Genomic DNA, 26,047 nt, shown 5'->3' on the forward strand with positions numbered 1-26,047 from the left:
GCGGCCTCATGCGTAGTTCATCAGATATAGAAGAAGGGCGATCACGATGAAAGGCAGGACGAAGATGATGACCAGAAGGCGGTTGCGCAGGCTGCCTTCGTAATCGGCCATGCCCTTTTCGATGAACGCCTTGCGCGCCGCATCGTCGCCCTGCGGAGAGGCATCCCATTCCTTTTCCAGCGCCTCGCGCCGCAATGAACGCGCATAGGTCCGCAGGATGAAATAGGCCACCGCCCCGACCACGGCCCAGATCAGGATAGCACGCAGGAAACCGATCATCGCTGCCCTCCGGTTCTGCCCCAGGGCCCCACCACGGGCGGCCGCACCGGCCTCGGCCCCTCGGCCATCTGCGGGCGGTGCAATTCGTCCATGCTCGGCTCCGGCCCGAACAGCGCGGTGCGCGCGCCCTCGCGGTCCACCTGATACTCCCGCGCCAGGAAATCCGCCACATAGGTCTTCTTGGCCTCGGACCAGGTGGCATACTGAGCGTAGAACAGCTCCTTGTGGACAATGAACATCTGCCGCACGTCCATGGGCGAGAGTTCCGACAGAAGCATGTTCACCAGGTCTCGGTCCGGCCCCTTGCCGCGCAGTGTGTAGAAATAGGCCGGATGCTCCGAGGTGATCTTCGGCCAGGGCCCCCCGGCCTCGACCCAGCGCAACAGGGCCGCGAGCCCCAGGAACTCCTCCGGCAGCGCGGTGCCCAGCTTGTAGGCCACCTTGCGCAGTTCCGTCCGCCGGGCATCGCCCACCTCGATTCCCAGCCGGTCGGCGGCATCGACCAGGATGAAATCCATCTTCTGCCGCAGGATCGCCGCCGCATCCGCCCCCCGCGCCTGCACGATGGGTTCCACCAGCCCATTGCGCTCCAGCCAGTCGGCGATCTGGTTGCGGTGCGTCAGGTCCATCACCTGCGCGATCGGCACCTCGCCCAGGCTGCGCCAGTCCAGCGAGGATATCGCCGCCGGATAGCGCACCCCCTGAAAGACGTAGATCCCGCCGAAATGGCTGGTCCAGAAGTTCGACTGCTGGAACGTCATCGCCGGAAGCGAGATCGGCACCCGCGTCACGTCGCCCGTCTTCTTCGCCAGCCCGATCATCTCGGCCACCAGCACATCGTCGCGCCAGCCGTCGGGTTCCTGCCGGAAGCGTTCGATCAGCTTCGCGAGCTTCCCCGCATCCGCCACATGCCCGCCGATCGTATCCGCCTCGACCGTCACCTGCCGGATGTCGAACAGCTTCGCCGGCGTGTCGAAGGCGTAGACCGAGTTCTGCAACTCCCCCGCCACCGCGTCCCGCGCGGTCAGCGCAAAAAGCTGCGCCTCGTTCTTCTCGATGAACTGCGTCAGGATCCCCCGGCTGGTGGAGAACTTGATGTTGAGCAAAGGCGCATCCTTCTGCGCCGTGGTCAGCAGGATGAACTGCCGGTTCGCCCCGTTGGGGTTGAGGTAGAGGTGGTCCCCCAGCTCATCCCCGATCTCGGGCGAATAGCCGGAGAGGTCGATGTGGAAATCGTTCAGCTTCGTGGTCTTGCCGGTCAGATGCCTGAGCGCCCGGTTGTAGCGTTCGACAAGGGCCGGGGAGGAAACCTCGATCAGGTTCCCGAACATCAGGCCACGTTGGATGAGGCGTTTCATGTCCTTCCTCCGCTTGCGCTCTCGGCTGCCGGCGAGCCCCCCACCCCCCTCCCCTCCCCACAGGGGGGAGGGGAGGATCCCGCCTCAACCGCCCCGCTCAACGCATCTTCGGAAGCGCCTCCCTCCCCCCGCGTGGGGGGGGGCTGGGGTGGGGGGGCGTCAGCCAAATGCGACTCCGCCAGCCTATAACGCACACCGCCAACCCCAAGTGCCTCTCCTCCCCCTCGTGGGGAGGGGATGGGGGTGGGGGGCACGCCTTCAGCCAAATCCTCACCGCTCACCGCATCGAAGATCACTTGCATCACCCCCTCGATATTCCCCGACACCTCCGAATTCCAGAACCGCACCACCTGAAACCCCTGCGAAGCCAACCACTCATCCCGCCGCTGGTCGCGCTCCCCACCATGCCCGCCCCCATCAATCTCGATCACCACCCGCCGTCCCAGATCGGCGAAATCCGCAATGAACGGCCCGATCGGAGCCTGCCGCCGGAAATGCAGCCCCAGCATCCGGTTCAACTCCCGCAGCTTGGCCCAGACCTTCCGCTCCTGCGGCGTCATCTCCGCCCGCAGCTTCCGCGCCCTTTGGCGGGTGATCGGGTGAATGCCGGTCATGCTTTGCGCCCCATGCCCAAGGCCCCCCACCCCAACCCTCCCCACAAGGGGGAGGGAGCACCAAACCACCAACCGCCAGCGTCCACCCCAACAAAAGAAGCGCCTCCCCTCCCCCTCGTGGGGAAGGGCTGGGGGTGGGGGGCCGGGGAGGAGACCTCGATCGGGTTTCCGAACTTGAAGCCGCGCTGGATTAGGCGTTTCATTTTATCTTTGCTTTAGCGTGGTCGCCAAAACGTGCACCAAACTGGTCACAAGTATTCCTCCACCTTCGGATTCTTGCCAAATGCAAGGGAAAATCCTTCTTGTCGACCTTTATGTCGGAGCCGTGTGCGATGCAGTTTCGGACCTGATTGATTGCATCGAGAGTGTTCTTGAGTTGCAGCGTAGACTGCTTCTGCCACTTAAGACCTTCCAATACGTCATCGACACCAAGCCGCCGAAATAGGGTGGTAATGTTGTTTGGGTTGGGATTGCCCCATCTGCTCCAAGTCGCGCGATAATTCTTCAGTTCGTCATTAACAAGCGTTCTGCCAAATGCTTTGAAGGAGCATTCCAGAAAGACATCCTCAACGTACGACTGCAATGCAGCCGATAGCAGAACTATGCACGCCTTGTTTAGTGCTAGCCCCTCTCTGGTGCCATCGCCAAGCTTTGCTGGTGCCCCCCTGCCTCCTCCATGCAGCGAAACCCGAGCATTGATGACCTCGTCAAGCGCCGTCAAACTCAATGGCATACCTTCACCCCTTGCCCTCCAGATACCGCCGCTTCGCCTCTTCCGTCCGACCGAACTCGCGCACCATCGCCTCGATGGCCACCTCGTCCGACTTGTCGGCATAGCGGAACTCGCTGTCGGCGTAGCGGTTGATCTCCTGGATCACCATCTCCACCGTGATCGGCGTCATCAGGCCCCGGATCATCGCCAGCTTCTCGTCATAGGGCTTGAAGAGGAACAGGTCCGGCTCCTCCATCCACTCGTCCGGCAGCTCGAAGTCCATCGCCCGGACCTTCACCGCATCGGTGATGTTCTTGATCGCCCGGCCCGTGAACCGCTCATCCGCCTGCTGGATCGCCTTCAGATAGGCCCCGATCTTCGCCAGCGTATCCAGCTTCCCGATCTCGGCCGACACCTTCTCCCACACCCTCATCAAGCCCTCTTCCTGCGGCTTCGAATGCCCCTCGAAGCTGGCGGCGACGGCCTTCCTGATCTCCTGCGCAGCGAACAACTGATGGTCCCCAACGGGGATGGAATGGTTCTTCCCCAAGAGAAGCGAGAGGATGTCGATGTAATCCTCCTTCGTCTGCGGCCCGTCCACCAGGAACCGTGCCCCGGCCCTTTGCCGCAGGGCGTCGTCCACGTTCTCCGGGTAATTACTGAACATCCCGAAGGTGCAGTTCCCCCGCACCACCGTCCCTGCGCCCGCAAAGGCCTGCATGAAGACCGCCGTCACCTCCTGTTGCCCCGCGCTGGACTGCCGGTCGCCCCGTTTGCCGGCCACCTGGTCGATGTCGTCGATGGTGCCGAAGCCGATGACCGAAGGGTCGAGGATCGCATCGATGAAGGCCTTGGCGTTCTGCCCCGACTTGCCCTGATAGCTGTCGATCTGGTCGATGGAGAAGTTCTGGTAGCGGAACGGATAGCCCGCCACCTTGCAGTAATCGTTCAGAAGTCCCGCCATCATTTGAATGAGGGTCGTCTTCCCCGTCCCCGGCCTGCCATCCCCCATGAAGGTGAAGATGAACCCGCCCAGTTCCGCAAACGGGTTCAGCCGACGCTCGAAGTCATAGGCCATCAGCATCTTGGCCAGCCGCATGGACTGATACTTCGCGATGTGGTTCCCAACCACCTCATGCGGCTGCTTGAAGGCCATGGCGATCATGCCGCCCTTCGCCGCCTTCGCCGGCTTGAACCCCGCGATGGTCAGCCCGTCCGCCTCGACCTTCCACGAGGCCCCAGTAAACACCGACACCCGAGCCCCATTCTCCGCCCGGATCTGCACCTTCTTCATCAGCGCCTCGGCAAAGGCCGACACCACCGCCACCAGCTTCGCGTCATCCGTCGCCAGCGCCCCGATGTCCTGATCCAGCTCCCACAGCGCGCCTTGCAAGGCGAGGGGAGCGTTATCGGTCAACACCTCCTCCACCTCGCCCAGCTCCACCGTCCCCGGCCCGACATTCGGCGCGATCAGATAGGCCAGCGCATTGGCGAAGGTGAACAGCACCACCAGCGCCTCGCCCTGCAACAATTCCCCGAACTCCGCCCGCCGGGCATCCGGCACCCGCCCCTCCAGGTTCGCCTTCTTCAGTTCCGCCAGACCAGACTGCGCCGAGAACGTCTCCCCCATCGCCAGCGCAATCGCCAGCGCCCGCCGCAGCGCGTTCAGCACCGCCGCCTGCACGGGCGAGACCAGCCCATCCCCCAGCCCCTCGATCCGCTCCGCCAGGCGCACCCCCCCGGGCCTGGCCGTCGTCCGCGCCGCCATTCCCGGCACGGTCGAGCGGAACGTGGGCCGCGTGCCAACCCCCGGAGACCGCTCCACCTGAACCGCCTGAACCAAGGGCTTCGCCAGCCGCGGCGCATGATCGAAGCCGAAGACCATCCCCAAGGCCGCCTCATACTGCGCCCGGATCGTCGCTTCCTTCAGCTCCATCGTGTCGCGCGTGCTCATCAATTCCTCCACCGAGAACCCTCGCCCCACCGTTCGCCTCCGGCGGGAGTATTTGGAAAAAGAGCAAGACCGGCCGGATTTGCCCTCTTCAGAAATACTCCGGGGTCCGGGGCAGCGCCCCTGGAGCCGCCCCAGGTCACAACGTCGGAATGAGCCGCCCCCCGGCACCCACGACGAACTTTCTGTAGCCGCGCAGCCCCGCCGGGTTCTGCTCGACCAGCACCTGATAGGGCCGTTCCGGCAGGATGATCATCCGGTCCTGCCGCGTGGCCCCGATCTCCGCCCCGGCGATCGGGTCAAGCCTGTAGACCTGCCGCAGCGACGAGGAAAACCACCCGTCCTTCACCGCCTCCTCGCGGTCGCTGACCAGATCCTCCACCGTCCAGACCAGCGCCCAGTCCTCGCCCTCCGGCGCCTTCGCCCCTTGCAGGACCATCGAGATCGGGCCGGATTGCAGAGTGAAACTGGCCGAATACATCGGCCCCAGGATGATCCGCCGCAGCCGTTTCGGGTGCAGGTCGTCGAAATCCTTGTCGAAGCCCGTGGCAATCGTCAAAAGCTTCAGCCCGCCCACCGACTGCGCCATCAGCGCCGCCTGCGCCTGCGGCCAACGGTAGGCATCGGTCGGCAGGGGCTTGCGGCCGGAATCCTCGAGATCCATCAGATAGACCACCGGCAGGTTGGCCTGAGTATCCCAGACCGCCCAGTGCACCAGAAAGTGCCGCCGCTCGCCAAGATCCCGGATCCACTGCGCATCCGGGTCGTTCCGCGCCCAGAAGATGCCGCCCGCCAGCAGCGCCTCGTAGTAATACCGCTGCGACAGCGCGAATTGCAGCGCCGTGGGGATGGTCAAATCCCCCACGATCTGCCGGATCATCCGGTCCTTCAGCTCGGCCTCCGAAGGCATGCCCGCCAGATGCTTAGCGGCCTGTTGGGCATCGACCGCCATGATCATCAGTTCCTGCGCCACCGGAAAGCCGCTCTCATGCCGGTCGATGGTGAGCCTGGGGGCGCCCTCGCCCCGCCCTGTCATCAGGTACTTGTTCGACAGCGCCCGGAAAGTCCCCGCCACCGCCATGAGATACCGCCCCAGCACCCGCGCCTCGGTCCGCGTCAGCTTCCCCTCATTCTCCAACTCCGCCGCCACCCGGCCCAGATGCCCCGTGATCGTGCCGAACTTGGCGAAATAGCGCCGCGCTGTAAGCGTGTCGTACAGCTCGTGATGGTCCGAGGTAAGGACGTCCTTGACGGTGGGGTCAGGCATGAGCGGACCCGTCGCCTGGCGCCAAGGTGCAGCCAGTGCAACCCCTCCCCCCCGTGGGGGAGGGAGGCGCAGCGTGCAGGCCGGAGTTCTGATGCTCGACCGGCGACCAGGCGGTCATGGCAGGACGGACAGGAACGGGCAGGACCATGATGCCGCGCCCCTACTCTCCATACGCGTTCTTGTCGTGTTTCTCGACAATCGCCGCGAACCTGCGCGCAAAGCGTTCATCCGCCTTCGCCTTCTGCTCCAGGATCTGCCGCGCGAACACCATGTGCCCCTCATGCGCTTCCAGCATGTCGGCCATCTTGTCGTTCGTCGCCGCCCCGATCGCCGCCATCGCGGTCTGGGCCTCCTGGTCGGTCTTCACCCCGATCTCGTTGATCCGGTGCGCCACGTCCTGCTGCTGCGCCGTCTTCAAGCTGGAGGTCAGCGCATCATACAGCACCACCCGCTGCTTCGTATCCGTCTGCAGCTTGTTGATCAGCACCAGCTGCGTCGCCGCCTGGTTCTGCAAGCTGTCAACCCAGGTCTTGCCCTTCTCGATATACCGCTCCAGCGTCTGCGACTTCGCCAGCTTCACCTGCTCGTCCTGCACCAGAGCGTTGTATTTCGCGTTCAGCGTCGCCAGCTCCGTCTCCAGCTTCGTCCGTGCCGCCGCGTCCTGTTCGACGGCAATCCGGTTCTCCAGCTCGATGATCTTCGGATCCATCGCCGCGATCTCGGCCCGCACCGCCTCCAGGGCCGCCACGGTTTCCTCGCGATCACTCAGCGTCGAGGCCAGATTCGCCTCTACCCGCGCCTTCTGGGTGTTCAGCAGGTCCAACTGGCCCTGCAACAGCTTCACGATCACGTCCGACTTGGAGATCAGATCCTGCAACTTGTCATCGATCGTTGCCGCCCGCATCCGCTCCTGCCGCATCGATTCCGCCTTGGCCGGAGCGAAGATGCCGATAAAGCTCTCAAGCCCGGTTTTCGACCGCATCTCGCTGAATTCCCTGGAAAATCCGGCAGTCACGTCGTCCAGCCCCATAATCAGCTCGGCGATGTTGGCGTTCATCAGTTCGGTGTGCTTGTGCACGTCTTCCAGCGTTGCATTCTCCACGTCCAGGCTGATTCCCTGGTCCAGCTTCGACCGGGCCGCCTCAATCCGGCTGGTTATGGCAGAGATCTTCGCCTGCGCTTCGGCAACCTGCGCCTGGCTTTCCCTGATCTGCGTCTCGAAATCGGCCATGGAATCCTCCGCCAATGGTGTCGGCATCACATAGTAATGTTACGGCAAATTACATCATGCCTCTGCGCATTTCCTGCGCATCATAACGCCACAAGTCTTGCAGCAACTGCGAACGCACGCCAAGAGGGGAAAGCCCGGCGCAGTTGCAGTGTCGGCGCGTGCGCTCAGCCCCTTGGTGCCGCGGCCCGGCGCAGGCGATCATTGATTGCGCGGCCAAGGCCGGTTTCAGGTATCGGGGCAAAGGCGATACGCCCGCCGGGGCCGGCAAGCCGGTCGGCCTCGCGCAGGGCATGAAACAGCCGCGCTGCCGCCTGCACCAGATCGCCGGTCTCGGACAGGGTGAGCTGGCCCCTGACCGGGCCGAAGCCGACCAGAACCTCACCCGGCTGTGCTTCGGTCGCGTTCAGCCGCAGCGCCGCATCGGGGGCATAGTGCGATGCAAGCTGGCCCGGCGACATCGGCTTGCCCGCATCGCCGCCGATGGCAACGGGGACGCCCAATGCTGCCTCCAGGGCCTCGACCGGCAGGCCGCCAGGGCGAAGAAGGACAGGGTCGGGGTCGGGCAGAAGGATCGTCGATTCCAACCCAACGGCGCAGGGGCCGCCGTCCAGCACGGCAGCAATGCGGCCAGACAGCCCGTCAAGCACATGATCGGCCCTTGTGGGCGAAACGCGGCCCGAAGGGTTGGCCGAAGGTGCCGCGACCGGCCCGCCAAAGGCGCGCAACAGGCGCTGCGCCAGCGGATGGGCCGGCACCCGCACCGCCACGGTCGGAAGGCCCGCGGAGACCAGAGGCGAAACCGCACCGTGGCGCAGAGGCAGGACCAGCGTCAGGGGCCCCGGCCAGAAGGCCCTGGCCAGATCGCGCGCCCGTGCGCTGATCTCGGCCACGCGTTCCACCGCGGCAAGATCGGGCAGATGCACGATCAGCGGGTTGAAGCTGGGGCGCCCCTTTGCCTCGAAGATCCGAGCCACGGCCAGGTCGGAACGCGCATCGCCGCCCAGACCATAGACCGTCTCGGTCGGGAAGGCGACAAGCTCTCCGGCTGCCAGCAGGCTTGCCGCCCGGGCGATTCCGGCATCGTCGGGGGCGAGGATCTCGGTCATGGTTCTGACGCAGCGTCCGGCTTGAAGGGCGAAGGGAATGGCTTAGCGTGCGGCCCTGGGCCGTCCATAAGCCAGCCCCTCTGCCTTGCCAAGCCGTCCGACGGAGGATCACATGCCCTATCGCGCCCCGGTCAGGGACATCCGCTTCATCCTGGACCACGTCGTGGGCTTTTCCCGGGTCGCCGCGACCGCGCGCTTTGCCGAGGCAACGCCGGACATGGTGCAGGCAATCTTGACCGAGGCCGGGCGGATTGCCACGGATGTTCTCGCCCCGCTGAACCGGGCCGGAGACCTGCATCCCGCACGGCTGGAAAACGGGGCGGTTGTCTCAACGCCCGGCTTCGCCGAGGGGTATCGGGCCCTGGCGGAAGGCGGCTGGGTCGGTATGGCGGCCAGCCCCGACTTTGGCGGGATGGGGCTGCCGATCGCGCTGGCGACGGCGGTGGACGACATGATGTCGGGCGCCTGCCTTGCGCTGCATCTGAAGCCCGTGCTGTCCAAGGGCCAGATCGAGGCGCTGGAACATCATGCAAGCGACGAACTGAAGGCGCTTTATCTGCCGAAGCTGATCTCGGGCGAATGGTCGGGCACGATGAACCTGACGGAACCGCAGGCAGGCACCGATGTGGGCGCCTTGCGGACAAGGGCGGAACCTCTGGGCGACGGAACCTATGCGATCAGCGGGCAGAAGATCTACATCACGTGGGGCGACAGCGATCTGGTGTCGAACGTCTGCCATCTGGTGCTGGCCCGCCTGCCGGATGCGACAGAAGGAACGAAGGGCATCAGCCTGTTCATGGTGCCGAAATTCCTTCCCGACGCCGCCGGCAATCCCGGCCCGCGCAATGCTCTGCGCGTGGTCAGCCTGGAACACAAGCTGGGAATCCATGGCAGTCCGACCTGCGTGATGCAGTATGACCGTGCCAGGGGCTGGCTGGTGGGTGGTCCGCACAGGGGCATGGCGGCAATGTTTACCATGATGAACAACGCCCGCCTGTCGGTCGCAGTGCAGGGCGTCGGGCTGGCCGAGGCGGCCTTGCAGCAGGCGCTTGCCCATGCGACCGACCGGCATCAGGGGGCAACGCCCCTGGCAAAGGACGGGCCGATCCTGGACCACGCCGACGTGCGCCGGATGCTGGCCACGATGCGGGCAAAGGTCTTTGCCGCACGCGCGATCGCGCTGGCCTGCGCCGTCGCCATTGACATGGCCACCGCCACGGGCGAGGCGCACTGGCAGGCGCGCGCGGCGCTGCTTACGCCCGTCGCCAAGGCGTTCGGCACCGATATCGGCTGCGAGGTCGCCTCGCTGGGTATTCAGGTTCACGGCGGCATGGGCTATGTCGAGGCAACCGGCGCGGCGCAGTTCCTGCGCGATGCGCGGATCACCCCGATCTACGAGGGGACGAACGGCATCCAGGCGATGGACCTTGTGGGGCGCAAGCTGGCCGATGGCGGCGATGCCGCCTTCCGGCTGATCGACGAGGTGCAGCAAAGAGCCGAGGTCGCGCGGAACACGCTGCCCGATCTGGCGGGCGAGGTCCGGCAAGCGGCGGATGCGCTCCGCTGGGCAACCGGGGCGCTGGTCCAGCAGGCTTCGAACGACCGTTTCGCCGGAGCGGTACCCTATCTGCACGGCTTTGCCCTGGTACTGGGGGCGGATGCGCATCTTGCAGCGACGCTGGCCGACCCTGCCCGCGAACCGCTGGCGCGTTTCTTCATCCGTCGTCTCCTGCCCGAGCATCTGGCGCTTCTGGCGCAGACACGCGAAGGTGCGGCGGGGCTTTATGCCCTCAGCGCCAAGGATCTGGCCGCGTGACCGACTCTATCCTGCATCCCTTCGACGCCCCGCCCCGCGAAGGCGAGGCCATCGAGGTAGCGCCGGGAATCATGTGGCTGCGCCTGCCGCTGCCGATGGCGCTGGACCATGTGAACATCCATGCGCTGGATGACGGCGAGGGTTGGACGATCATCGACGCCGGCCTGTCCTCCAAACGGTCGAAGGCGATCTGGCAGCGGATCCTGGCAGGCCCCCTGGCCGGCAAGCCCGTGACCAGGCTGATCCTTACCCATCACCACCCGGATCATGTGGGCCTTGCCGGCTGGTTCCAGTCCCGGGGGGCCGAGCTCTGGGCCAGCCGCACGGCTTGGCTCTACGCACGGATGCTGACCCTTGACGTGCAGGACCGGCCTTCGCCCGAGGCGCTGACCTTCTACCGCCGTGCCGGGCTGTCAGAGACAGAGCTTGCGAAACGGGCCGGGGAAAGACCCTTCAACTTTGCCGATGTCGTCGATCCGATGCCATTGGGCTTCATGCGGCTGACCGAGGGGCAGCGGTTGCGCGCGGGCGGGCGCGACTGGACGGTGCGCATTGGCCAGGGCCATGCACCAGACCATGCGACGCTGTGGTCCGACGACGGCATCGTGCTGGGCGGCGATCAGCTTCTGCCCGGAATCTCGGCCAACATCGGGGTCTATCCGACCGAACCCGAGGCAGACCCGTTGACCGAATGGCTGGCAAGCTGCCGCGCCTTTCAGGCCCATGCGTCCGACGACCAGCTGGTCCTGCCGGGCCACAAGCTGCCCTTCACGGGCCTGCCCTTTCGCCTGACGCAGATGATCGGGAACCATGAAAGCGCGCTCGCGCGTCTGCTAGACCACCTTGCCACCCCGCGCACCGCGACCGACTGCTTCCTGCCGCTTTTCCGGCGCGAGATCGGAGCGGCAGAGTTCTCGCTGGCTTTGGTGGAATCGGTCGCGCACCTGAACTGCCTGATGCGGCGCGGTCTGGTCACCCGGGGCCTGACCGAAACCGGCGCCTGGGCCTGGGAACGCGTGGCCTGATGCAAGCGGCGGCAAGGCTGCAATGCCCAGGCCTGGGCTGGGGCGACTGCGCCCCCGTGACAGCCGGGGGTGAATCGGCTATGGGCATGGAAACGACCAATGAAAAGGGGAACGGGAACCATGGCCGACCAGCACCACGCCGAACACAAGCACGGCTCGATGGACATCCGCGAGCAGGAAAAGACCTTCGCGGGCTTCATCCGCATGTCGGTCTGGGTGGCTGGCATCGCGCTGGCGATCCTCGTCTTCCTTGCGCTGGCGAACTCCTGATCCGCGATCATCGGAATGCCGATGCTGCGCCTGGTCCTTGCGCTGACTGCGCTTTTCGGTCTTGCGGCCTGCGGGGCCGAGCCGGTCTGGGCGCCAGAGGAACAGGTGCAGGCCGCGCGCTTCGTTTCGGACGACCCCCCGTCGATCACGCTTTACACGGTGGTCAACAAGTCCTCGGGTTCGGGCGCGCATTCTGCGATCCTGGTGAATGCTTCGGAGCGGGTGATCTTCGACCCGGCGGGAACCTGGCATCACCCCCGCCTGCCGGAACGCAATGACGTGCATTTCGGCATGACCGACAAGGCCCTTGCCTTCTATATCGACTACCACGCGCGCAAGACCTACGACGTGATCGAGCAGAAGGTATATGTCTCGCCCGAGGTGGCCGAACATGTGCTGCGCGAGGTGAAGGCCTATGGCGCCGTGCCGAAGGCGATGTGCACGCAGGCCACGTCCAGTGTGCTGCGTTCGACCCCGGGTTTCCAGTCGATGCCGTCCACCCTGTATCCGAAGAAGCTGTCCAGCGCCTTTGGCGAGCTGCCGGGCGTATCGACGCGCGTCATCACGGATGACGACGACGACAACAACCACGGGGTGCTGATCGTCCAGCGCAACGGCGACCCCCTGGAAGGATGACGCCGGCCCGATCGCTCGTCGATGAAGGCGGCACTCCTTGCTGAGCGTCTGGGCTGTGGGGCGGCAGCGGCAGGTGCCCCCGGATGAGACGAGCGGAGCCCAGCCCTGCCGGATCGGACCGGGTCTGGTGAAATTTCCCGTTGGGAACCGCCTGTCCTGTGCAATAGTCGGTCCGGGTTTCGGCACCCGTCAAGTCAGAACGACTGCCGGTCAAGGCAGGCGAACAAAGGGAACCGTGGAATGCTTAACGAATTCAAGACCTTCATTGCGCGCGGCAATGTTCTGGATCTGGCCGTCGGCGTGGTCATCGGGGCGGCCTTCACCGCGATCGTGACCTCCCTCGTCGATGACCTGATCAACCCGCTGATCGGGCTTATCGTCGGCGGAATCGACTTCTCGAGCTGGGGCTTTGCGATCGGTGACGCCAAGTTTGCCATCGGCAGCTTCATCAACGCGGTCATCAAGTTTCTTATCGTGGCCTGGGTGGTGTTCCTGATCGTCAAGGCGGTAAACCGGCTGATGCCAAAGAAGGAAGCAGCCCCGGCCGCCCCCCCGGGACCGTCGGACAACGACCTGCTGAAGGAAATCCTGGCCGAGCTGAAGAAGCGCTGAACACCGGACACCGGCCTGCGGCAAACCCCGCGGGCCTGGTCAAGCTGGCCTTCCGGGCCTTTCGCGCAGATACCAGTACCATGCGCGATAGGCCCACAGCGCGACAAGCGGCGCGAAATGCACGGCGGCGGGCTGCCAGCTGCCCCAGTTGTGCAGCGCGGCCCAGTGGATCAGCACCAGAACCGCCGCCGGATAGGCGGCGCGTTGCAGCAGCTTCCAGCCCCCATGCATCCGGCGTTGCGCGGCGTCGTTCGACGTCAGCGCCAGCGGCACGAAGATCAGGAAGGCAAGCCAGCCGGTCCAGATCTCGGTGTGCTTCAGCGCGTCGATGATGCGGTCAAGGCTGCCACGGTCGATCACATAGACCAACGTGTGCAGCGCGGCATAGGCGAAGGCCGCCACCTCGATGTCGCGGCGGTGGTGAAGCAGCCAGCGCGGCCAGCTTTTCCCCTTGAACAACAGCATCAGCCCCGACGCCATCATCCCGATGATCATGAACCGTGCGGCCCATTCGCCGGTCGGGCGCAAAAGGTGGTGGAAGGCTTCTGGATCGTTGCCCAACAGCGGGCCGATCATCGGCAGGACGGGCAGCGCAAGAACGGCCCAGAGAATCAGGGTAGAGGGTTTCTGGCCTGTCAGGGTCATGGGGCACCTTTCATCCGGTGCCCCATTCATGCACGAAACGGGGGCGTCCGTCGTGATCTGGATCAGAGTTTCAGGGCCTCTTCGCCGGAAATCGTGGGCAGGCCCAGTGCCTTGCCTACGGCTTCATAGGTCAGCTTGCCGGCGTGCACGTTCAGCCCGTTCAGCAGATGCCGGTCCTCGGCACAGGCCCGCCGCCAGCCCTTGTCGGCCAGTGCAAGCATGAAGGGAAGCGTCGCATTGCCCAGCGCCTGGGTCGAGGTGCGCGCCACCGCGCCCGGCATGTTGGCCACACAGTAGTGCATGATCCCATCCACCTCGTAGATCGGATCCTGATGCGTGGTCGGGCGCGAGGTCTCGAAGCAGCCGCCCTGGTCGATGGCCACATCCACCAGCACCGCGCCTGGCTTCATCTCGGACAGCTGCGCCCGGCTGATCAGCTTCGGTGCCGCCGCGCCGGGGATCAGCACCGCGCCGATCACCATGTCGGCGGTCCGCACCAAGTCGGCCAACGCGCCGGCGCTGGAATACTGGGTCACCAGCTTGCCGTGGAAGATGTCGTCCAGATAGGACAGCCGCGGAACCGAACGGTCCAGCACCGTCACCCGTGCGCCCATGCCCACGGCAACCCGCGCCGCCGCCGTGCCCACGACGCCACCGCCGATGATCACCACATTCGCCGGGGCCACGCCCGGCACGCCGCCCAGCAGCACCCCGCGCCCGCCATTGGCCTTTTGCAGCGTCCAGGCACCAACCTGCGGCGCCAGACGGCCGGCAACCTCGGACATCGGGGCCAGCAGCGGCAGGCCGCCGCGTGCGTCGGTGACGGTTTCATAGGCGATGCAGGTGGCGCCGCTGGCCAGCAGATCCCTGGTCTGTTCCGGGTCGGGCGCAAGATGCAGATAGGTGAACAGCACCTGCCCCTGGCGCAGGCGCTTGCGTTCGACTGCCTGTGGTTCCTTGACCTTCACGATCATGTCGGCGGTGGCAAAGACCTCTTCCGCTGTGTCCAGGATCCTGGCGCCGGTGGCCAGATAGTCGGCATCGGAAAAACCGGCACCAACCCCGGCGCCAGTCTCGATCACCACCTCATGGCCGTGGGCGATGGCCTCGCGCGCGGCATCCGGGGTCATGCCCACGCGGAATTCCTGCGGCTTGATCTCTTTCGGGCATCCGATCTTCATCTGTGTGTCTCCCTGCGTGGCACGGCGGCCCGCTGTCATGCTTGTGAGGAAATTTTGCGCCTCTTGCCGTGAAAATGCTTTGATTTCCGGGTGACCGAAGGGGCAGGTTGCAGTAGATTTCTGCGCAAGACGCCTTTTTGACCGAAGAAATCACCAGCGACATGGATCTTGACGCCACAGACCGCCGCATCCTGACCGTCCTGCAAAAGGACGGCCGCATCACCAACGCCGAACTGTCAGAGGCGGTGAACCTGTCGCCCTCGGCCTGTCATCGCCGCGTGCAGCGGCTGGAGGAAGAAGGGTTCATCGCCGGCTATGTCGCGTTGCTGGACCCGCGGAAGATGGGCCGGATGACCACCGTCTTCGTGGAGATCACGCTGCAAAGCCAGGCAGAGGAGCTTCTGGATGCCTTCGAGCGTGAAGTGGCGCGGGTGCCGGACCTGCTGGAATGCCACCTGATGGCGGGGACGGCGGATTACCTGCTGAAGATCATGGCCGAGGATACCGAGGATTTCGCCCGCATCCACCGTCAGTTCCTGTCGCGCCTGCCGGGGGTGCGGCAGATGCAGTCCTCCTTCGCCTTGCGGACGGTGGTGCGCACCACGGCGCTGTCCGTCTAGACCCGATCACTCCGGCCAAGTCGCAAGGCGCTTCCCTCCCCCCTTGTGGGGGAGGGAGAGGGGCTCCGCAAAGGCTCATCACCCCCTATCCCCTTCCACAAGGGGGCGGCGCGGGGCGCATCCTGGGTCGGGGTCAGACCTGGTAATAGTCGCGATACCAGGCGACAAAGGCTGCCACGCCCTCGCGCACGCCGGTTTCCGGGCGATAGCCGGTCAGGCGTTGCAACAGGCTGCAATCGGCCCAGGTCTCCGGCACATCGCCCTTCTGCATCTCCTTGAATTCCTTCGCAACCGGAAAGCCCAAGGCGCGCTCTATCTCGTCGATGAACGTCATCAGCGGCACGCGGGTCGAGTTTCCGATGTTCACGATCCGCCAAGGCGCGACGGGGCTGAGGCTGTCGCCGGGCTGGATGTCCTCGGGACTGGCCGGCTCTACCGGCGGGGTATCGATCAGCAAGCGGATGCCGCGCACCAGGTCGGTGACATAGGTGAAGTCGCGCGCCATCCGGCCATGGTTGTAGACCTCGATCGGCTCGCCTGCCAGCGCGGCCCTGACGAACTTGAACAGCGCCATGTCCGGCCGCCCCCAGGGCCCGTACACGGTGAAGAAGCGGAACAACGTGGTCGGCAGCTTCCACAGATGCGCATAGGCATGCGTCATCGCCTCGTTCGCCTGCTTGGTCGCGGCGTAAAGCGTCAGGGGATGGGCGGTCTTCTGCGTTTCGACGAAGGGCATCTCGGTATTGGCGCCATAAGCCGACGAGGTGGAGGCCATCAGCAGGTGGCTCACCCCAAGGTCGCGGGCACATTCCAGCACGTTGAAGGCGCCCACCAGGTTCGCTTCGACATAGGACCGTGGATTTTCCAGCGAATAGCGCACGCCGGCCTGGGCCGCGAGGTTGACGATGATGTCAGGGCGTTCGCGCCGGACCAGCGCCTGCAGGCGGGGCATGTCCTCCAGCATCCCTTCCTCGCAGCTGAAGCCGGGGGATTGCAGCAGGATCTGATGCCGTGCGCGTTTCAGGGCAGGGTCGTAATAGGCGGTCATCCCGTCATAGCCGACGACCCGGAAGCCTTCGGCCAGCAGGGCCTTTGCCAGATGAAAGCCGATGAACCCGGCGGTTCCGGTGATCAGGACTGTGCGCATCTTCCGCCCCTTCTTGCGGCTTCAGCCGTTCCCCTTCCGGTGCGGGAAAGTCAAGCGGGCAACGAAAAACCCCCGACCATCGGGACGGGGGTTGATCGATCGGGCATCGCTGCCCCAGTGTCGCGGTGTCTTACAGACCGCCTTCACGCTGAAGCTTTTTCCGGGCAAGTTTCCTTGCGCGACGGATCGCTTCGGCCTGTTCCCGTGCCTTCTTGACCGAGGGCTTCTCGAAATGCTGCTTGAGCTTCATTTCGCGAAACACCCCTTCCCTCTGAAGTTTCTTCTTCAGGGCACGAAGAGCCTGTTCGACGTTGTTGTCGCGGACGCTGACCTGCATGTGGTTGTCACCACCTTCCTAAGCTAGAGTTGCACTATGATGTGCAGGCCTGCGCCCTATAACAAAGGGGGCGGGGCTTGTCCACCGCCAGAGGGAACGGAGAAGCGGATGACCGATGACATGAAGGACCGGCTGCTGGATGCGGCCCTGTCGCATGTGCCCTTCGATGGCTGGTCCGAACGCACCCTGCGCGCCGCGGCATCGGATGCCGGGGTTGACCTTGCGCTGGCCCGGGCCCTTTACCCAAGGGGCGGCGTCGATCTGGCGCTGGCCTATCACGCGCGGGGCGACGCCGAGATGGCGGCGCGCCTTGCAAGCATGGACCTGTCGGCCATGCGTTTCCGCGACCGCATCGCCACCGCGGTCCGCACAAGGCTGGAGCTTGCGGATCGCGAACTGGTGCGGCGCGGGGCAACCCTGTTCTCCTTGCCACAACATGCGCCCGACGGGGCGCGGGCGATCTGGTCCACAGCAGACCGGATCTGGACTGCCCTGGGCGATACCTCGCGCGACGTGAACTGGTACACCAAACGCGCGACGCTGTCGGCGGTCTACGGGGCGACGGTCCTGTATTGGCTGGGCGACGATTCGCCAGGGCATCAGGCGACCTGGGATTTCCTGGACCGCCGAATAGAAGGCGTGATGCAGTTCGAGAAGCTGAAGACGAAGGTCCGGGAAAATCCGCTGGGCAAGGCGCTGGCCTCAGGCCCGATGAAGGTCTTCGACCGCATTCGCGCCCCCAGGCTTCCCGACAACCTGCCCGGACGCTTCCCGCGCTGACCTGAAAGATCTTGTGATGACCCTTTCGCATTCGATGCTGGCTGTCGAAATCCCTGCCCCCGGTGGGCCCGAAGTCTTGCAGCCCTGTTCGGTGCCCGTCCCCGTGCCCGGCCATGGCCAGATCATCATCCGCGTCGCCTGGGCCGGGGTAAACCGGCCCGACGCGCTGCAACGCGCCGGGGCCTATGCGCCACCGCCCTCGGCCTCGCCGCTGCCGGGGCTGGAATGTTCGGGCACGGTGGTCGAGGTGGGCCCGGGGGTGACGCGCTGGCAGATCGGCGATCAGGTCTGCGCGCTTTTGCCGGGCGGCGGCTATGCCGAATATGCCGTCACCCATGAGGCGCACGCCCTGCCGATCCCGCTGGGCCTGTCCCTGCGCGAGGCCGCCTGCCTGCCGGAAACCTGCTTTACCGTCTGGTCGAACGTGGTGATGCGCGGGCGACTGAAGGCGGGAGAGCGGTTTCTGGTGCACGGTGGCACCTCCGGCATCGGCACGACGGCGATTCAGATGGCACGCGCGCTGGGGGCCAGGGTTTTCGCCACGGCCGGAACGGACGAGAAATGCCAGGTCTGCCACGAGCTTGGCGCCGAGGTGGCGATCAATCACCGGTCGCAGGATTTCGTGGCCGTCCTTAAGGAACAGGGCGGGGCGGATCTGATCCTGGACATGGTGGGCGGACCCTATATCGAGCGCAACATCAAGGCCCTGGCCGATGACGGGCGGCTGGTGCAGATCGCCTTTCTGCAGGGGCCGAAGGTGACGCTGAACTTTGCCGAGCTGATGATGCGGCGGCTGACGCTGACCGGCTCGACCCTGCGGCCGCAGTCTGATCTGGCCAAGGCCCGCATCGCGCGCGAAGTCGAAGAAAACATCTGGCCCATGATCGCCCGGGGCGCGCTCACGGTCGTGGTGGACAGCGAATTCGACCTGCGCAATGCCGCCGCCGCACATCGGCGGATGGAATCAGGCGCACATGTCGGCAAGATTGTCCTGAAGGTGCAGGACTAGGTTCCTTCTGCCTCTGCAGGCATCATCTCTGTTGCCCCGGCCTTATCCGGGATTGGAACGGGCGGGTCTGCCTGCGGGCCGCGCCTTGTGCGGCTTCGTCTTCTCGTCGCAGGGCGCGAGGCTTGGCGAAGCCATGGACGGTCGTTGCCAGCCTAGCACCTGTCTGGCACCCGCACCGCTGAGGGACGGCATGTCCGTGCATGAAACCAGGTCAGCAGTCGTGCCATCACCGCCCCCCTGCGGGCCTGCCGCGTCTCGCGCAGGGCTTTGCGGTGTTCGGCGCGATGAAAGGCGTGCCGATCGCGCGGCGTGCCGTCGGCATGGTAGGGGGTAGTTTGCAGAAGGTCGAGGTTCACGCCATGCATGGCTTACGTTCCAGGCCAGATGTTCCCGATTGGAATGCCAGAAATATCGGGCTAACGTGACTCAGGAATATCCCCAGAACGTAAGATGAAATTACGTCATGCGATGGCGCGACCTGCCTTCCCTGTCGTTGTTGCGGGCCTTCGATGCCACCGCCCGGGCCGGCAGTTTTGCCGAGGCAGGCCGTGTGCTGAACGTCACCCACGCCGCGGTAACGCAGGCGGTGCGCGCCCTGGAGGCCGACCTGGGGGTGCAGCTGGTGCGCCGTGCGGGGCGGACCGTGGCACTGACAGGGGCGGGCGAGGCGCTGGCGCGGTCGCTGGCCGAAGGGTTCGGAGCAATTGCGGCGGGGGTCGAGGCCCTGCGCCAGCGCGAGGCGCGAAGGATCGTCCGGGTCACCACCACGACATTCATCGCCGAAACCCATGTCATGCCGCGCCTGCCCGAGTTCTGGGCACGGCACCCCGGCGTCGAGGTGGCGCTATCGCCCAGCCCGGCAAGGATCGACCTGGCGCGTGACGGTTTCGACATGGCAATCCGCGCTCTCTCCGACGGCTGGGAAGAGGCCCCGGACGAAGAGATCCGGCCGCTCTGCCGGTCGCCCGTGATCGCGGTCTGTGCGCCGTCGCTGCTGGCCCGTGGCCTGCATCCGCAGGACATGCCCTGGGTGATGGGCGCGGACCGGCATCTGGAACTGGCCGAGGTGGCGGGCACGGGCCTTGACCCGGACCGGCTGCGGCGGGTGGAGGTCGGCAGTCCGCATCTCGAGATGTCGGCCTGCCGGCAGGGTCTGGGCGCGGCCACCGCGACCGAGATCATCTGCCGCGCCGATCTGGAGGCCGGGCGGCTGGTGCGGCTGCCGCTGTCCGGCCTGCCGGTCGTGACCTATGCGCTGGTGCTGCCCAAGGGTCCGCGACGGCCGGCGGTGACGGCGTTTGCTGACTGGCTGGCGACGATCTTCTAGGCTCAGGCCTTATCGCGCACGATCAGGTGGTTGCCCTCGCCCTTCAGCACCTCGAAGCGGCCGGTGCGCTTGAGGAGGTCGGAGAGTTTCTGGCAGCCGTAGCTGCGGCTGTCGAAATCGGGGTAGAGCTGGGTCAGCACCTGGCCAAGCTGCCCGAGCGAATAGGTGTCTTCCTCGATCCCGATCTTCTTCATCGCGGCAAGGACAAGCGGGATCGCCTTGGACGGCGGATCCTTTTCGGCCTTTGCCGGTTCCTTCGCAGGCTTGGCCGGGGTCGGCGTGTCGGGGGCAGGTTCGGGCGGGTTGGCGATGTTTTCGAGGAACAGGAAACGGTTGCAGACGTTACGCAGGGATTCGGGCGTCTTCTTCTCGCCCACCCCGATGACCTGCAGCCCGTCCTCGCGGATGCGGCTGGCCAGCCGGGTGAAGTCGCTGTCCGACGACACCAGCACGAAGCCATCGACCTTGCCGGCATGCAGGATGTCCATCGCATCGATGACAAGGCCGATGTCGCTGGCGTTCTTGCCCTTCGTGTTGGCCGATTGCTGGTGCATGACGAGGCCCAGATTGCGGGCCTTTTCCTTCCATTGCGACAGCGCCTGCGAGGACCAGTCGCCATAGACCCGGCGGACCGAGGGCTCGCCATAGGCGGCGAGTTCGTCCAGCACCGCCTCGATATGGCGGGCGGGGATGTTGTCGGCGTCGATCAGAACGGCCAGGCGCGGGGCGCGGTTCGGGTCTGCGGGCATGTGGTCCTGTTGCTTTGCTGGCTGGCCTTTGGGCGCTGCCTAAGGTGCAGCCCTAGGTTGGTGCCGGGAAATCAAATCCGCCATCCCCCCGCACGGCCCTGTTCGGGGTCGAGGTGGGGAAATGACGCTTGAGCCGGGAAATCGGCTCTTCAATCAGATACCACGACAATGTGGCCGCGACCATCGTCAGTAGGGTGATCACCAGAAAGGTCCGCAGGTCGCGTTGATAGAGGTCCGGAAACGCCTCGCCCACAGCCCACCAGACCAGCATGTGATACATGTAGACACCATAGCTGATCTGACTGAGGAACCGTGCCGGCCTGGAACCAAGCAACCAGCCGACCGGCCCCCGAAACCCTTGAAATGCCCCAACAACAATCACTGCCAGGGCCGGCATGCTGAGGATGCGGTAGCTGTCGCTGTTGCCGAACCCTTCCCACAGCAGAAGCGGCGAAAACAGAACCGCGATGCTTGTCACCAGCGCCAGCGGGGTGACAACGACCTGACGAACTGCGTCGTTGCGCTGCAGAAGATAGGCGAAGGCCCCGAAGGCAATAGGCGCCCCGCTAAGGACAAGTTGCTTGACCCATCCGCTGATCCCCATGGCTTCGGCATTCGCAAACACGAAGGTCAAGGCGGTGATCAGGACCAGCGTCACCACATAAATGCGCGGCAACGGCAGAAGCAGGATGACGACCGGCCAGACCAGGTAGAACTGTTCCAGCACGTTCAGGCTCCACAGATGGCTGAGCACCCAGGGCTGGTAGGCCTCGATCATCACGAAGCGCACATTCGACAGTTGGGCAAGGTGCCACAGCGCCTCGCTGCGGAAACCGTCAATGTCGAAAAACGCTGCAAGACCGACCAGAATGCACAACGCCGGAAACAGGCGCAGGGCGCGCCGGACATAGAAGTTCAGAATGCGGATCTGCCCGCCACGTTCCTTTGCGGTGTAGAGGATGTGTGTGATCAGAAAGCCGCTGACGACAAAGAACAGCGCCACCCTCAGCCCCTCGGTCAACGGGTTCTTGTCGTAAAGGTGAACGTACAGGACACCGATCATGGCCAGGGCGCGCAGCCCGTCGATCTGTGCCCGGCGACCTGCTCCCTCCTCTCGAACGCCGCTCCGCTGTGCGAGTGTTCCCACCGACATGATCAGGGACCTGAACCTGTGCTGCGACCTCACCTAGTGCCGATCAGGCAAGCATCCAATGACAGGGCAACGGGGCATGGGCATGTCACCTCCTGCGGTGATTTATGCAGGGCCGGGGAATGCTGTCCAGAGGGTGTCCGGGTGGTGCCCCGGGCATGGTGGTCAGCCGTCGGGCACCTCGGCACAGGACGGGCCGGCAAGCAGGGCCTCAAGCCGGTCGATCCGCGCGGTGTCGGTGTCGGAGATGACGAAGACCGCCTCGCCGATAGGCGCGTGCAGGACCGGCTCGACCACCGTTTCGGCACAGATCATCAGCCGGCCGGTGTCGCCGACATGGGCAGAGGTCAGCGCCAGCATGGCGGCATCGAAGGCCGGTGAAAGGCGGATGAACAGCGCAGAGCCGCGCGCCTCGTCGATGCGACGCACGGCCCGGATGTCTTCGGCCTGGGCTTCCAGCGTGTCGGTGCCGAAGACAAGGCTGATGCGGGGCGGCTCGGCCAGGGCCGGAAAGGCAGCGAGGCCGGCGGCGGCAGGAAGGGCAAGACAGATGCGCATGGGCAGGACCGGAACAGGTGCCCACGATGGTAGCGGCGAAAGCCCGGCGGACAAGGCAACGGCGATGGTCGGGAGCTTGTCTAGCCGACGACAGACTGGCTGACATGGGGGCCGAACAGCCGCGCCTGGGCCAGAACCAGGGCATAGAAGGCCCAGTGCAGGCTGAAGGCGGCGGCGATGCCGAAGCGCGTCCGCAGGATCAGCCAGGGCAGAAGCGCCCCGAACAGGCTGGAAGCGCCAAGGAAGATGAGAACCGCGCGCGGCGGCAGGCCGGACAGCGCCAGCAGCAGGTGCATGCCCCCGAACAGCAGCGCAGAGAACCGGGCCAGCGTGCGCATCGGCAGGCCGTCCATCGACAGGCTGACGATCATCGCCAGTACCAGAAGCTGCTGAAACAGGATCTCGACCGTCTTGGGGAAGAAATAGGCCGGCGTGGCCAGCAGAAGGTCGGGTGCCTCGCCCAGTTCGGCAGGCCAGGTGGCCTTGGGCAGGGCAGGCAGGCCCCAGTGCAGGAAGGCGATGGCGGCGGCAAAGGCGGCAATCCAGATCGTCGCGGCCAGCACTCGGTTGCGCAGCGTGGGAAAGGGGCCGTCGGCGTTCCAGCGCGAATAGAGCGGCCAGAACACGATGGCGGCCAGACCCGACCAGAACAGGTAGAAGGTCGCAACCGGCAGCGGATTGGCGTTGTAATCGGTGCCTATGTCCAGCGCGGGCAGGACAAAATAATAGCACAGATCCGACACCAGCCAGAATCCCGCCAGCCATCCCAGGATGCGGATCTGACGGCGTTTCCACGGCCCCGGGCCGGGGGCTGCCACCACCTGCGGTCTGCCAGGCATCAACCGACCACCCTGCCGCGGATCAGCCGTCGGTCACGCGCCAAGGCGAAGGCCTTCGCTGCATCGGCTGTGTGGCAGCACAGGGTTTGTGCGCGCCTGCGCGGCCCGGTCCGGAGGCGTGGTTGCGGCGGAAGGGGTCAGGCTGCGCATTGGGTCAGGTTAGCCCAGCCAGAGCCGGACGCAAGTCAGGCGGCGCGGGCCGCGGGGCGGTCGGCCTCGTCCAGCAGGAAGGCGGAGAAGGGTTCGGCCAGCGGAAGGCCGGACATGCCCTCGATGAACAGGAACTGACCCTGGGGGTTGACCTCCAGCCACCAGACCTGGCCCTCGGGGTCGATCTTGAGGTCGAAGATTCCCATCCGCAGGTCCAGCGCACCCATGACCCGGCGCAAGGCCGCGGTCAGGCCGGGGTCAAGCCCGACCGGGCTGACGGCGGTCTTTTCCAGGTGAACGCGCCAGTCGAGTTCCGGGCAGTCGAGCTCAGCCGCGACGATCCGGTCGCCGAAGACATGGACGCGCAGGTGCCGGGTGCCGTCGATATGTTCCTGCCAGATCGCGGGCGACAGGCTCAGCGCGGCGTCGTTGGCCAGAAGCGCAGGCGTGACCGGCTGGGCCATCAGGGGCGTCTTCACGGTGCCGGCGATGGCCTTCACGATCATCCGCCCCCCCGCGCAGAAGGCACGGATTTCCTGCGGGTTCTGGCTGATCAGCGTGCGCGGCACCTTCAGCCCGGCCTGATGCGCGGCGCGCAGCTGGACGAATTTCATCTCGGCCCGGCGGGTGGCTTCGGGATGGTTGACCCAGGCTCCACGGAAGTCGGTCTGCACCAGCCCGTTCAGCGCGGCCACGCAGTCGTTGTAGATCAGGTCGCGGGCGGCCTCGTCGGTGACGCTGGCCAGGAAGCCCGAGTTCGGGTTCCAGCCCTTGCCCGAAGGACGGCGCCACCAGATCAGGTCCAGCGCCGTCAGATCCACCGGGCGGCCGTCGCAATCGGGCAGCGTGGCGGGGCGCGCGGCATCGGCGGACCAGTTCACCAGGCCGGTGGCGGCCAGGCGGTCGGAATGGATGATGGCAAGGTCGCAGGCGTGGCGGTCGCGCAGAACCTTGCGCAGGACATGGGCATGCAGGTCATCGGCCACGGTCACGACCGCAAGGCGGGGGGGTCTGGTCATCGGAAAAGTCCTTTCGGCGAATACACCGGGGCACGCGGCCTGCGTGCCCCGGCAGGACGGCCTAGAAGCAGTCGCTGTCGTCCCAGCCCGAGCGGCAGCCCGAGGTGGTGCCGCAGCGGTTCACCGGCTCGTCCCCGAAGAGCCAGTCCAGAAAGCGCATGGCGACCTGGGTCTCTTGGGCCTGCTCGCGTTCATAGGCGGCCAGCCGGTCGGGGATCGCAAAGCCCTGCGGCAGCGCCTGCATGACGGCAGGCAGCTCTCCGGTGGCGGGCAGGACGACCGATCCCACCGCCAGTGCGGGACCGGATGCGGCAAGCGAAAGGCCCGAGGCGACTAGGACCGCGGGCAGAAGGGCCGAAACCTGGCCCCGGGACATGTCTGACATGGTTTGCTCCTATATCCTCAAGAAAGACCGGCCGCAAAATCACCGGCCGGAACAGAGGATCGCGCCAGTCAGGCCACGCACCAAGTCAGGTATTCATATCCTTGCCCGCGTTGCGCCTAATCAGAACACCACCACCGAGCGGATCGACTTGCCCTGATGCATAAGGTCGAAGCCCTTGTTGATCTCGTCCAGCGTGAGGATGTGGGTGATCATCGGGTCGATCTCGATCTTGCCGTCCATGTACCAGTCCACGATCTTCGGCACGTCGGTCCGGCCGCGCGCGCCGCCGAAGGCAGTGCCTTTCCAGACCCGGCCGGTGACCAGCTGGAAGGGCCGCGTCTCGATCGTCGCCCCGGCCGGAGCCACCCCGATGATGATCGACTGGCCCCAGCCGCGATGGGTGCATTCCAGCGCCGCCCGCATCACCTTGACGTTGCCGGTGCAGTCGAACGAGTAGTCGACGCCGCCGATCTTGTCGAAGGGGGTCTTCGTCATGTTGACGATGTGGGGAACGATGTCGCCCTCGATCTTGGTGGGGTTGACGAAATGGGTCATGCCGAAGCGGCGGCCCCATTCCTCCTTGTCGTCGTTGATGTCGATGCCGATGATCTTGTCGGCGCCCGCCAGCTTCAGCCCCTGGATCACGTTCAGCCCGATTCCACCCAGGCCGAACACTGCCGCCGTCGCCCCGGCCTCGACATTGGCGGTGTTCAGCACCGCGCCGACCCCGGTGGTCACGCCGCAGCCGATGTAGCAGATCTTGTCGAAGGGCGCGTCCTCGCGCACCTTCGCCAGCGCGATTTCCGGCAGGACCGTGTGGTTGGCGAAGGTCGAGCAGCCCATGTAGTGATAGATCGGCGTGCCGTCGAGCATCGAGAACCGCGTCGTTCCGTCCGGCATCAGCCCCTTGCCCTGCGTGTCGCGGATCGCGGTGCAGAGGTTGGTCTTGCGTGAAAGGCACGAGGGGCATTCCCGGCATTCGGGGGTGTAAAGCGGGATGACGTGATCCCCCGGTTTCAGCGTCTTGACGCCGGGGCCGCACTTCACCACCACCCCCGCGCCTTCGTGCCCCAGGATCGAGGGGAAGATGCCTTCGGGGTCGGCGCCAGACAGCGTGAATTCGTCGGTATGGCAGATGCCGGTGGCCTTGATCTCGACCAGAACCTCGCCCTCTTTCGGATCGTCGAGGTTCACTTCCATGATTTCAAGCGGTTTTCCGGCGGCGACGGCGACGGCGGCACGTGTGCGCATCAGGTTTTCCCTCCCTTATGGTC

Annotated in this window: 28 protein-coding genes; 9 read left to right on the forward strand and 19 right to left on the reverse strand. The window is 65.4% G+C overall.

Annotation, left to right across the window (positions count from 1 at the left end; all coding sequences use genetic code 11):
• Positions 1–6: 6 nt before the first annotated feature.
• The 8 genes from EZM81_RS15450 to EZM81_RS15485 all read right to left on the reverse strand — a co-directional run bounded on the left by EZM81_RS15450 (position 7) and on the right by EZM81_RS15485 (position 8,518).
• Positions 7–279, reverse strand: coding sequence for a hypothetical protein (locus EZM81_RS15450; protein ID WP_135450847.1), 273 nt, complete (start codon positions 277–279; stop codon positions 7–9).
• Positions 276–1,637, reverse strand: a complete 1,362-nt coding sequence (locus EZM81_RS15455; RefSeq protein ID WP_136646327.1) for a DUF6638 family protein — start codon at positions 1,635–1,637, stop codon at positions 276–278. The genes EZM81_RS15450 and EZM81_RS15455 overlap by 4 nt, the downstream gene beginning before the upstream one ends.
• Positions 1,634–2,251 carry an endonuclease domain-containing protein gene (locus EZM81_RS18790; RefSeq protein ID WP_136646328.1) on the reverse strand — a complete coding sequence of 206 codons (618 nt, stop codon included), beginning with the start codon at positions 2,249–2,251 and terminating at the stop codon, positions 1,634–1,636. The genes EZM81_RS15455 and EZM81_RS18790 overlap by 4 nt, the downstream gene beginning before the upstream one ends.
• Positions 2,252–2,450: 199 nt before the next feature.
• Positions 2,451–2,972, reverse strand: coding sequence for a HEPN domain-containing protein (locus EZM81_RS15465; RefSeq protein ID WP_169052391.1), 522 nt, complete (start codon positions 2,970–2,972; stop codon positions 2,451–2,453).
• A gap of 16 nt (positions 2,973–2,988) precedes the next feature.
• Positions 2,989–4,917, reverse strand: coding sequence for an ATP-binding protein (locus tag EZM81_RS15470; RefSeq protein WP_371685762.1), 1,929 nt, complete (start codon positions 4,915–4,917; stop codon positions 2,989–2,991).
• Positions 4,918–5,053: 136 nt separating this feature from the next.
• Entirely contained in the window at positions 5,054–6,181 is a 1,128-nt protein-coding gene (locus tag EZM81_RS15475) for a hypothetical protein (protein WP_136646330.1), read from the reverse strand.
• Positions 6,182–6,341: 160 nt separating this feature from the next.
• Positions 6,342–7,412: a hypothetical protein gene (locus tag EZM81_RS15480; protein ID WP_205909996.1), complete on the reverse strand. Its 1,071-nt coding sequence runs from the start codon at positions 7,410–7,412 to the stop codon at positions 6,342–6,344.
• Positions 7,413–7,576: 164 nt separating this feature from the next.
• On the reverse strand, positions 7,577–8,518 hold the full coding sequence (locus EZM81_RS15485) for an L-threonylcarbamoyladenylate synthase (RefSeq protein ID WP_136646331.1): 942 nt from the start codon (positions 8,516–8,518) through the stop codon (positions 7,577–7,579).
• 112 nt (positions 8,519–8,630) lie between these two features.
• On the opposite strand from EZM81_RS15485, the gene EZM81_RS15490 reads away from it, so the two are divergent.
• From EZM81_RS15490 to mscL, 5 genes are all read left to right on the forward strand, one after another.
• Positions 8,631–10,334 (forward strand): acyl-CoA dehydrogenase, encoded by a 1,704-nt coding sequence (locus tag EZM81_RS15490; RefSeq protein WP_136646332.1) that lies wholly within the window; start codon positions 8,631–8,633, stop codon positions 10,332–10,334.
• Positions 10,331–11,359, forward strand: a complete 1,029-nt coding sequence (locus EZM81_RS15495; RefSeq protein ID WP_248298243.1) for an MBL fold metallo-hydrolase — start codon at positions 10,331–10,333, stop codon at positions 11,357–11,359. Before EZM81_RS15490 ends, EZM81_RS15495 begins: the two co-directional genes overlap by 4 nt.
• Before the next feature lie 99 nt (positions 11,360–11,458).
• Positions 11,459–11,629, forward strand: coding sequence for an aa3-type cytochrome c oxidase subunit IV (locus tag EZM81_RS15500; RefSeq protein ID WP_346763311.1), 171 nt, complete (start codon positions 11,459–11,461; stop codon positions 11,627–11,629).
• A gap of 24 nt (positions 11,630–11,653) precedes the next feature.
• The gene (locus EZM81_RS15505; RefSeq protein WP_371685763.1) at positions 11,654–12,265 is read left to right on the forward strand and encodes a hypothetical protein; all 612 of its coding nucleotides are present in this window, start codon (positions 11,654–11,656) and stop codon (positions 12,263–12,265) included.
• A 240-nt stretch (positions 12,266–12,505) separates the two neighbouring features.
• On the forward strand, positions 12,506–12,877 hold the full coding sequence (gene mscL, locus EZM81_RS15510; RefSeq protein ID WP_136646333.1) for a large conductance mechanosensitive channel protein MscL: 372 nt from the start codon (positions 12,506–12,508) through the stop codon (positions 12,875–12,877).
• 39 nt (positions 12,878–12,916) lie between these two features.
• Here mscL and EZM81_RS15515 read toward each other — a convergent pair whose 3' ends face one another.
• Positions 12,917–13,522: a sulfite oxidase heme-binding subunit YedZ gene (locus tag EZM81_RS15515; RefSeq protein ID WP_136646334.1), complete on the reverse strand. Its 606-nt coding sequence runs from the start codon at positions 13,520–13,522 to the stop codon at positions 12,917–12,919.
• Positions 13,523–13,584: 62 nt separating this feature from the next.
• A complete protein-coding gene (gene ald / locus EZM81_RS15520; protein WP_135450857.1) occupies positions 13,585–14,703 on the reverse strand; it encodes an alanine dehydrogenase in 1,119 nt (372 codons plus the stop codon).
• 161 nt (positions 14,704–14,864) lie between these two features.
• Between ald and EZM81_RS15525 the strand changes: the two genes are divergently transcribed.
• Complete coding sequence (locus EZM81_RS15525; protein WP_135450858.1) at positions 14,865–15,323, forward strand: Lrp/AsnC family transcriptional regulator; 459 nt, start codon at positions 14,865–14,867, stop codon at positions 15,321–15,323.
• 133 nt (positions 15,324–15,456) lie between these two features.
• Here the strand turns inward: EZM81_RS15525 and EZM81_RS15530 are convergent, their stop codons facing one another.
• Together EZM81_RS15530 and rpsU are read right to left on the reverse strand one after the other, a co-directional pair.
• Entirely contained in the window at positions 15,457–16,470 is a 1,014-nt protein-coding gene (locus EZM81_RS15530; RefSeq protein WP_136646335.1) for an SDR family NAD(P)-dependent oxidoreductase, read from the reverse strand.
• Between the two features lie 130 nt (positions 16,471–16,600).
• The gene (gene rpsU, locus EZM81_RS15535) at positions 16,601–16,807 is read right to left on the reverse strand and encodes a 30S ribosomal protein S21 (RefSeq protein WP_081647654.1); all 207 of its coding nucleotides are present in this window, start codon (positions 16,805–16,807) and stop codon (positions 16,601–16,603) included.
• Between the two features lie 108 nt (positions 16,808–16,915).
• Between rpsU and EZM81_RS15540 the strand changes: the two genes are divergently transcribed.
• The 3 genes from EZM81_RS15540 to EZM81_RS15550 all read left to right on the forward strand — a co-directional run bounded on the left by EZM81_RS15540 (position 16,916) and on the right by EZM81_RS15550 (position 19,923).
• Positions 16,916–17,587, forward strand: a complete 672-nt coding sequence (locus EZM81_RS15540; RefSeq protein ID WP_136646336.1) for a COQ9 family protein — start codon at positions 16,916–16,918, stop codon at positions 17,585–17,587.
• Between the two features lie 16 nt (positions 17,588–17,603).
• Positions 17,604–18,596: an NAD(P)H-quinone oxidoreductase gene (locus tag EZM81_RS15545; RefSeq protein WP_136646337.1), complete on the forward strand. Its 993-nt coding sequence runs from the start codon at positions 17,604–17,606 to the stop codon at positions 18,594–18,596.
• Between the two features lie 463 nt (positions 18,597–19,059).
• Positions 19,060–19,923 carry a LysR substrate-binding domain-containing protein gene (locus tag EZM81_RS15550; protein WP_136646338.1) on the forward strand — a complete coding sequence of 288 codons (864 nt, stop codon included), beginning with the start codon at positions 19,060–19,062 and terminating at the stop codon, positions 19,921–19,923.
• 2 nt (positions 19,924–19,925) lie between these two features.
• On the opposite strand, the gene EZM81_RS15555 is transcribed toward EZM81_RS15550, so the two are convergent.
• From EZM81_RS15555 to EZM81_RS15585, 7 genes are all read right to left on the reverse strand, one after another.
• Positions 19,926–20,672 (reverse strand): NYN domain-containing protein, encoded by a 747-nt coding sequence (locus tag EZM81_RS15555; RefSeq protein WP_135450864.1) that lies wholly within the window; start codon positions 20,670–20,672, stop codon positions 19,926–19,928.
• Between the two features lie 52 nt (positions 20,673–20,724).
• Positions 20,725–21,825: an acyltransferase gene (locus EZM81_RS15560; RefSeq protein WP_136646339.1), complete on the reverse strand. Its 1,101-nt coding sequence runs from the start codon at positions 21,823–21,825 to the stop codon at positions 20,725–20,727.
• 162 nt (positions 21,826–21,987) lie between these two features.
• Positions 21,988–22,380 (reverse strand): hypothetical protein, encoded by a 393-nt coding sequence (locus tag EZM81_RS15565; RefSeq protein WP_135450866.1) that lies wholly within the window; start codon positions 22,378–22,380, stop codon positions 21,988–21,990.
• An 80-nt stretch (positions 22,381–22,460) separates the two neighbouring features.
• On the reverse strand, positions 22,461–23,219 hold the full coding sequence (locus EZM81_RS15570; RefSeq protein WP_136646340.1) for a hypothetical protein: 759 nt from the start codon (positions 23,217–23,219) through the stop codon (positions 22,461–22,463).
• Between the two features lie 185 nt (positions 23,220–23,404).
• A complete protein-coding gene (locus EZM81_RS15575; protein WP_136646341.1) occupies positions 23,405–24,388 on the reverse strand; it encodes a hypothetical protein in 984 nt (327 codons plus the stop codon).
• Positions 24,389–24,449: 61 nt separating this feature from the next.
• Positions 24,450–24,773 carry a hypothetical protein gene (locus EZM81_RS15580; protein WP_136646342.1) on the reverse strand — a complete coding sequence of 108 codons (324 nt, stop codon included), beginning with the start codon at positions 24,771–24,773 and terminating at the stop codon, positions 24,450–24,452.
• A gap of 120 nt (positions 24,774–24,893) precedes the next feature.
• Positions 24,894–26,024, reverse strand: coding sequence for an S-(hydroxymethyl)glutathione dehydrogenase/class III alcohol dehydrogenase (locus EZM81_RS15585; RefSeq protein ID WP_136646343.1), 1,131 nt, complete (start codon positions 26,022–26,024; stop codon positions 24,894–24,896).
• Positions 26,025–26,047 lie beyond the last annotated feature (23 nt).

This window comes from Tabrizicola sp. YIM 78059, from assembly GCF_004959785.1.
GTDB classification, from domain to species: Bacteria; Pseudomonadota; Alphaproteobacteria; order Rhodobacterales; family Rhodobacteraceae; genus Tabrizicola; species Tabrizicola caldifontis.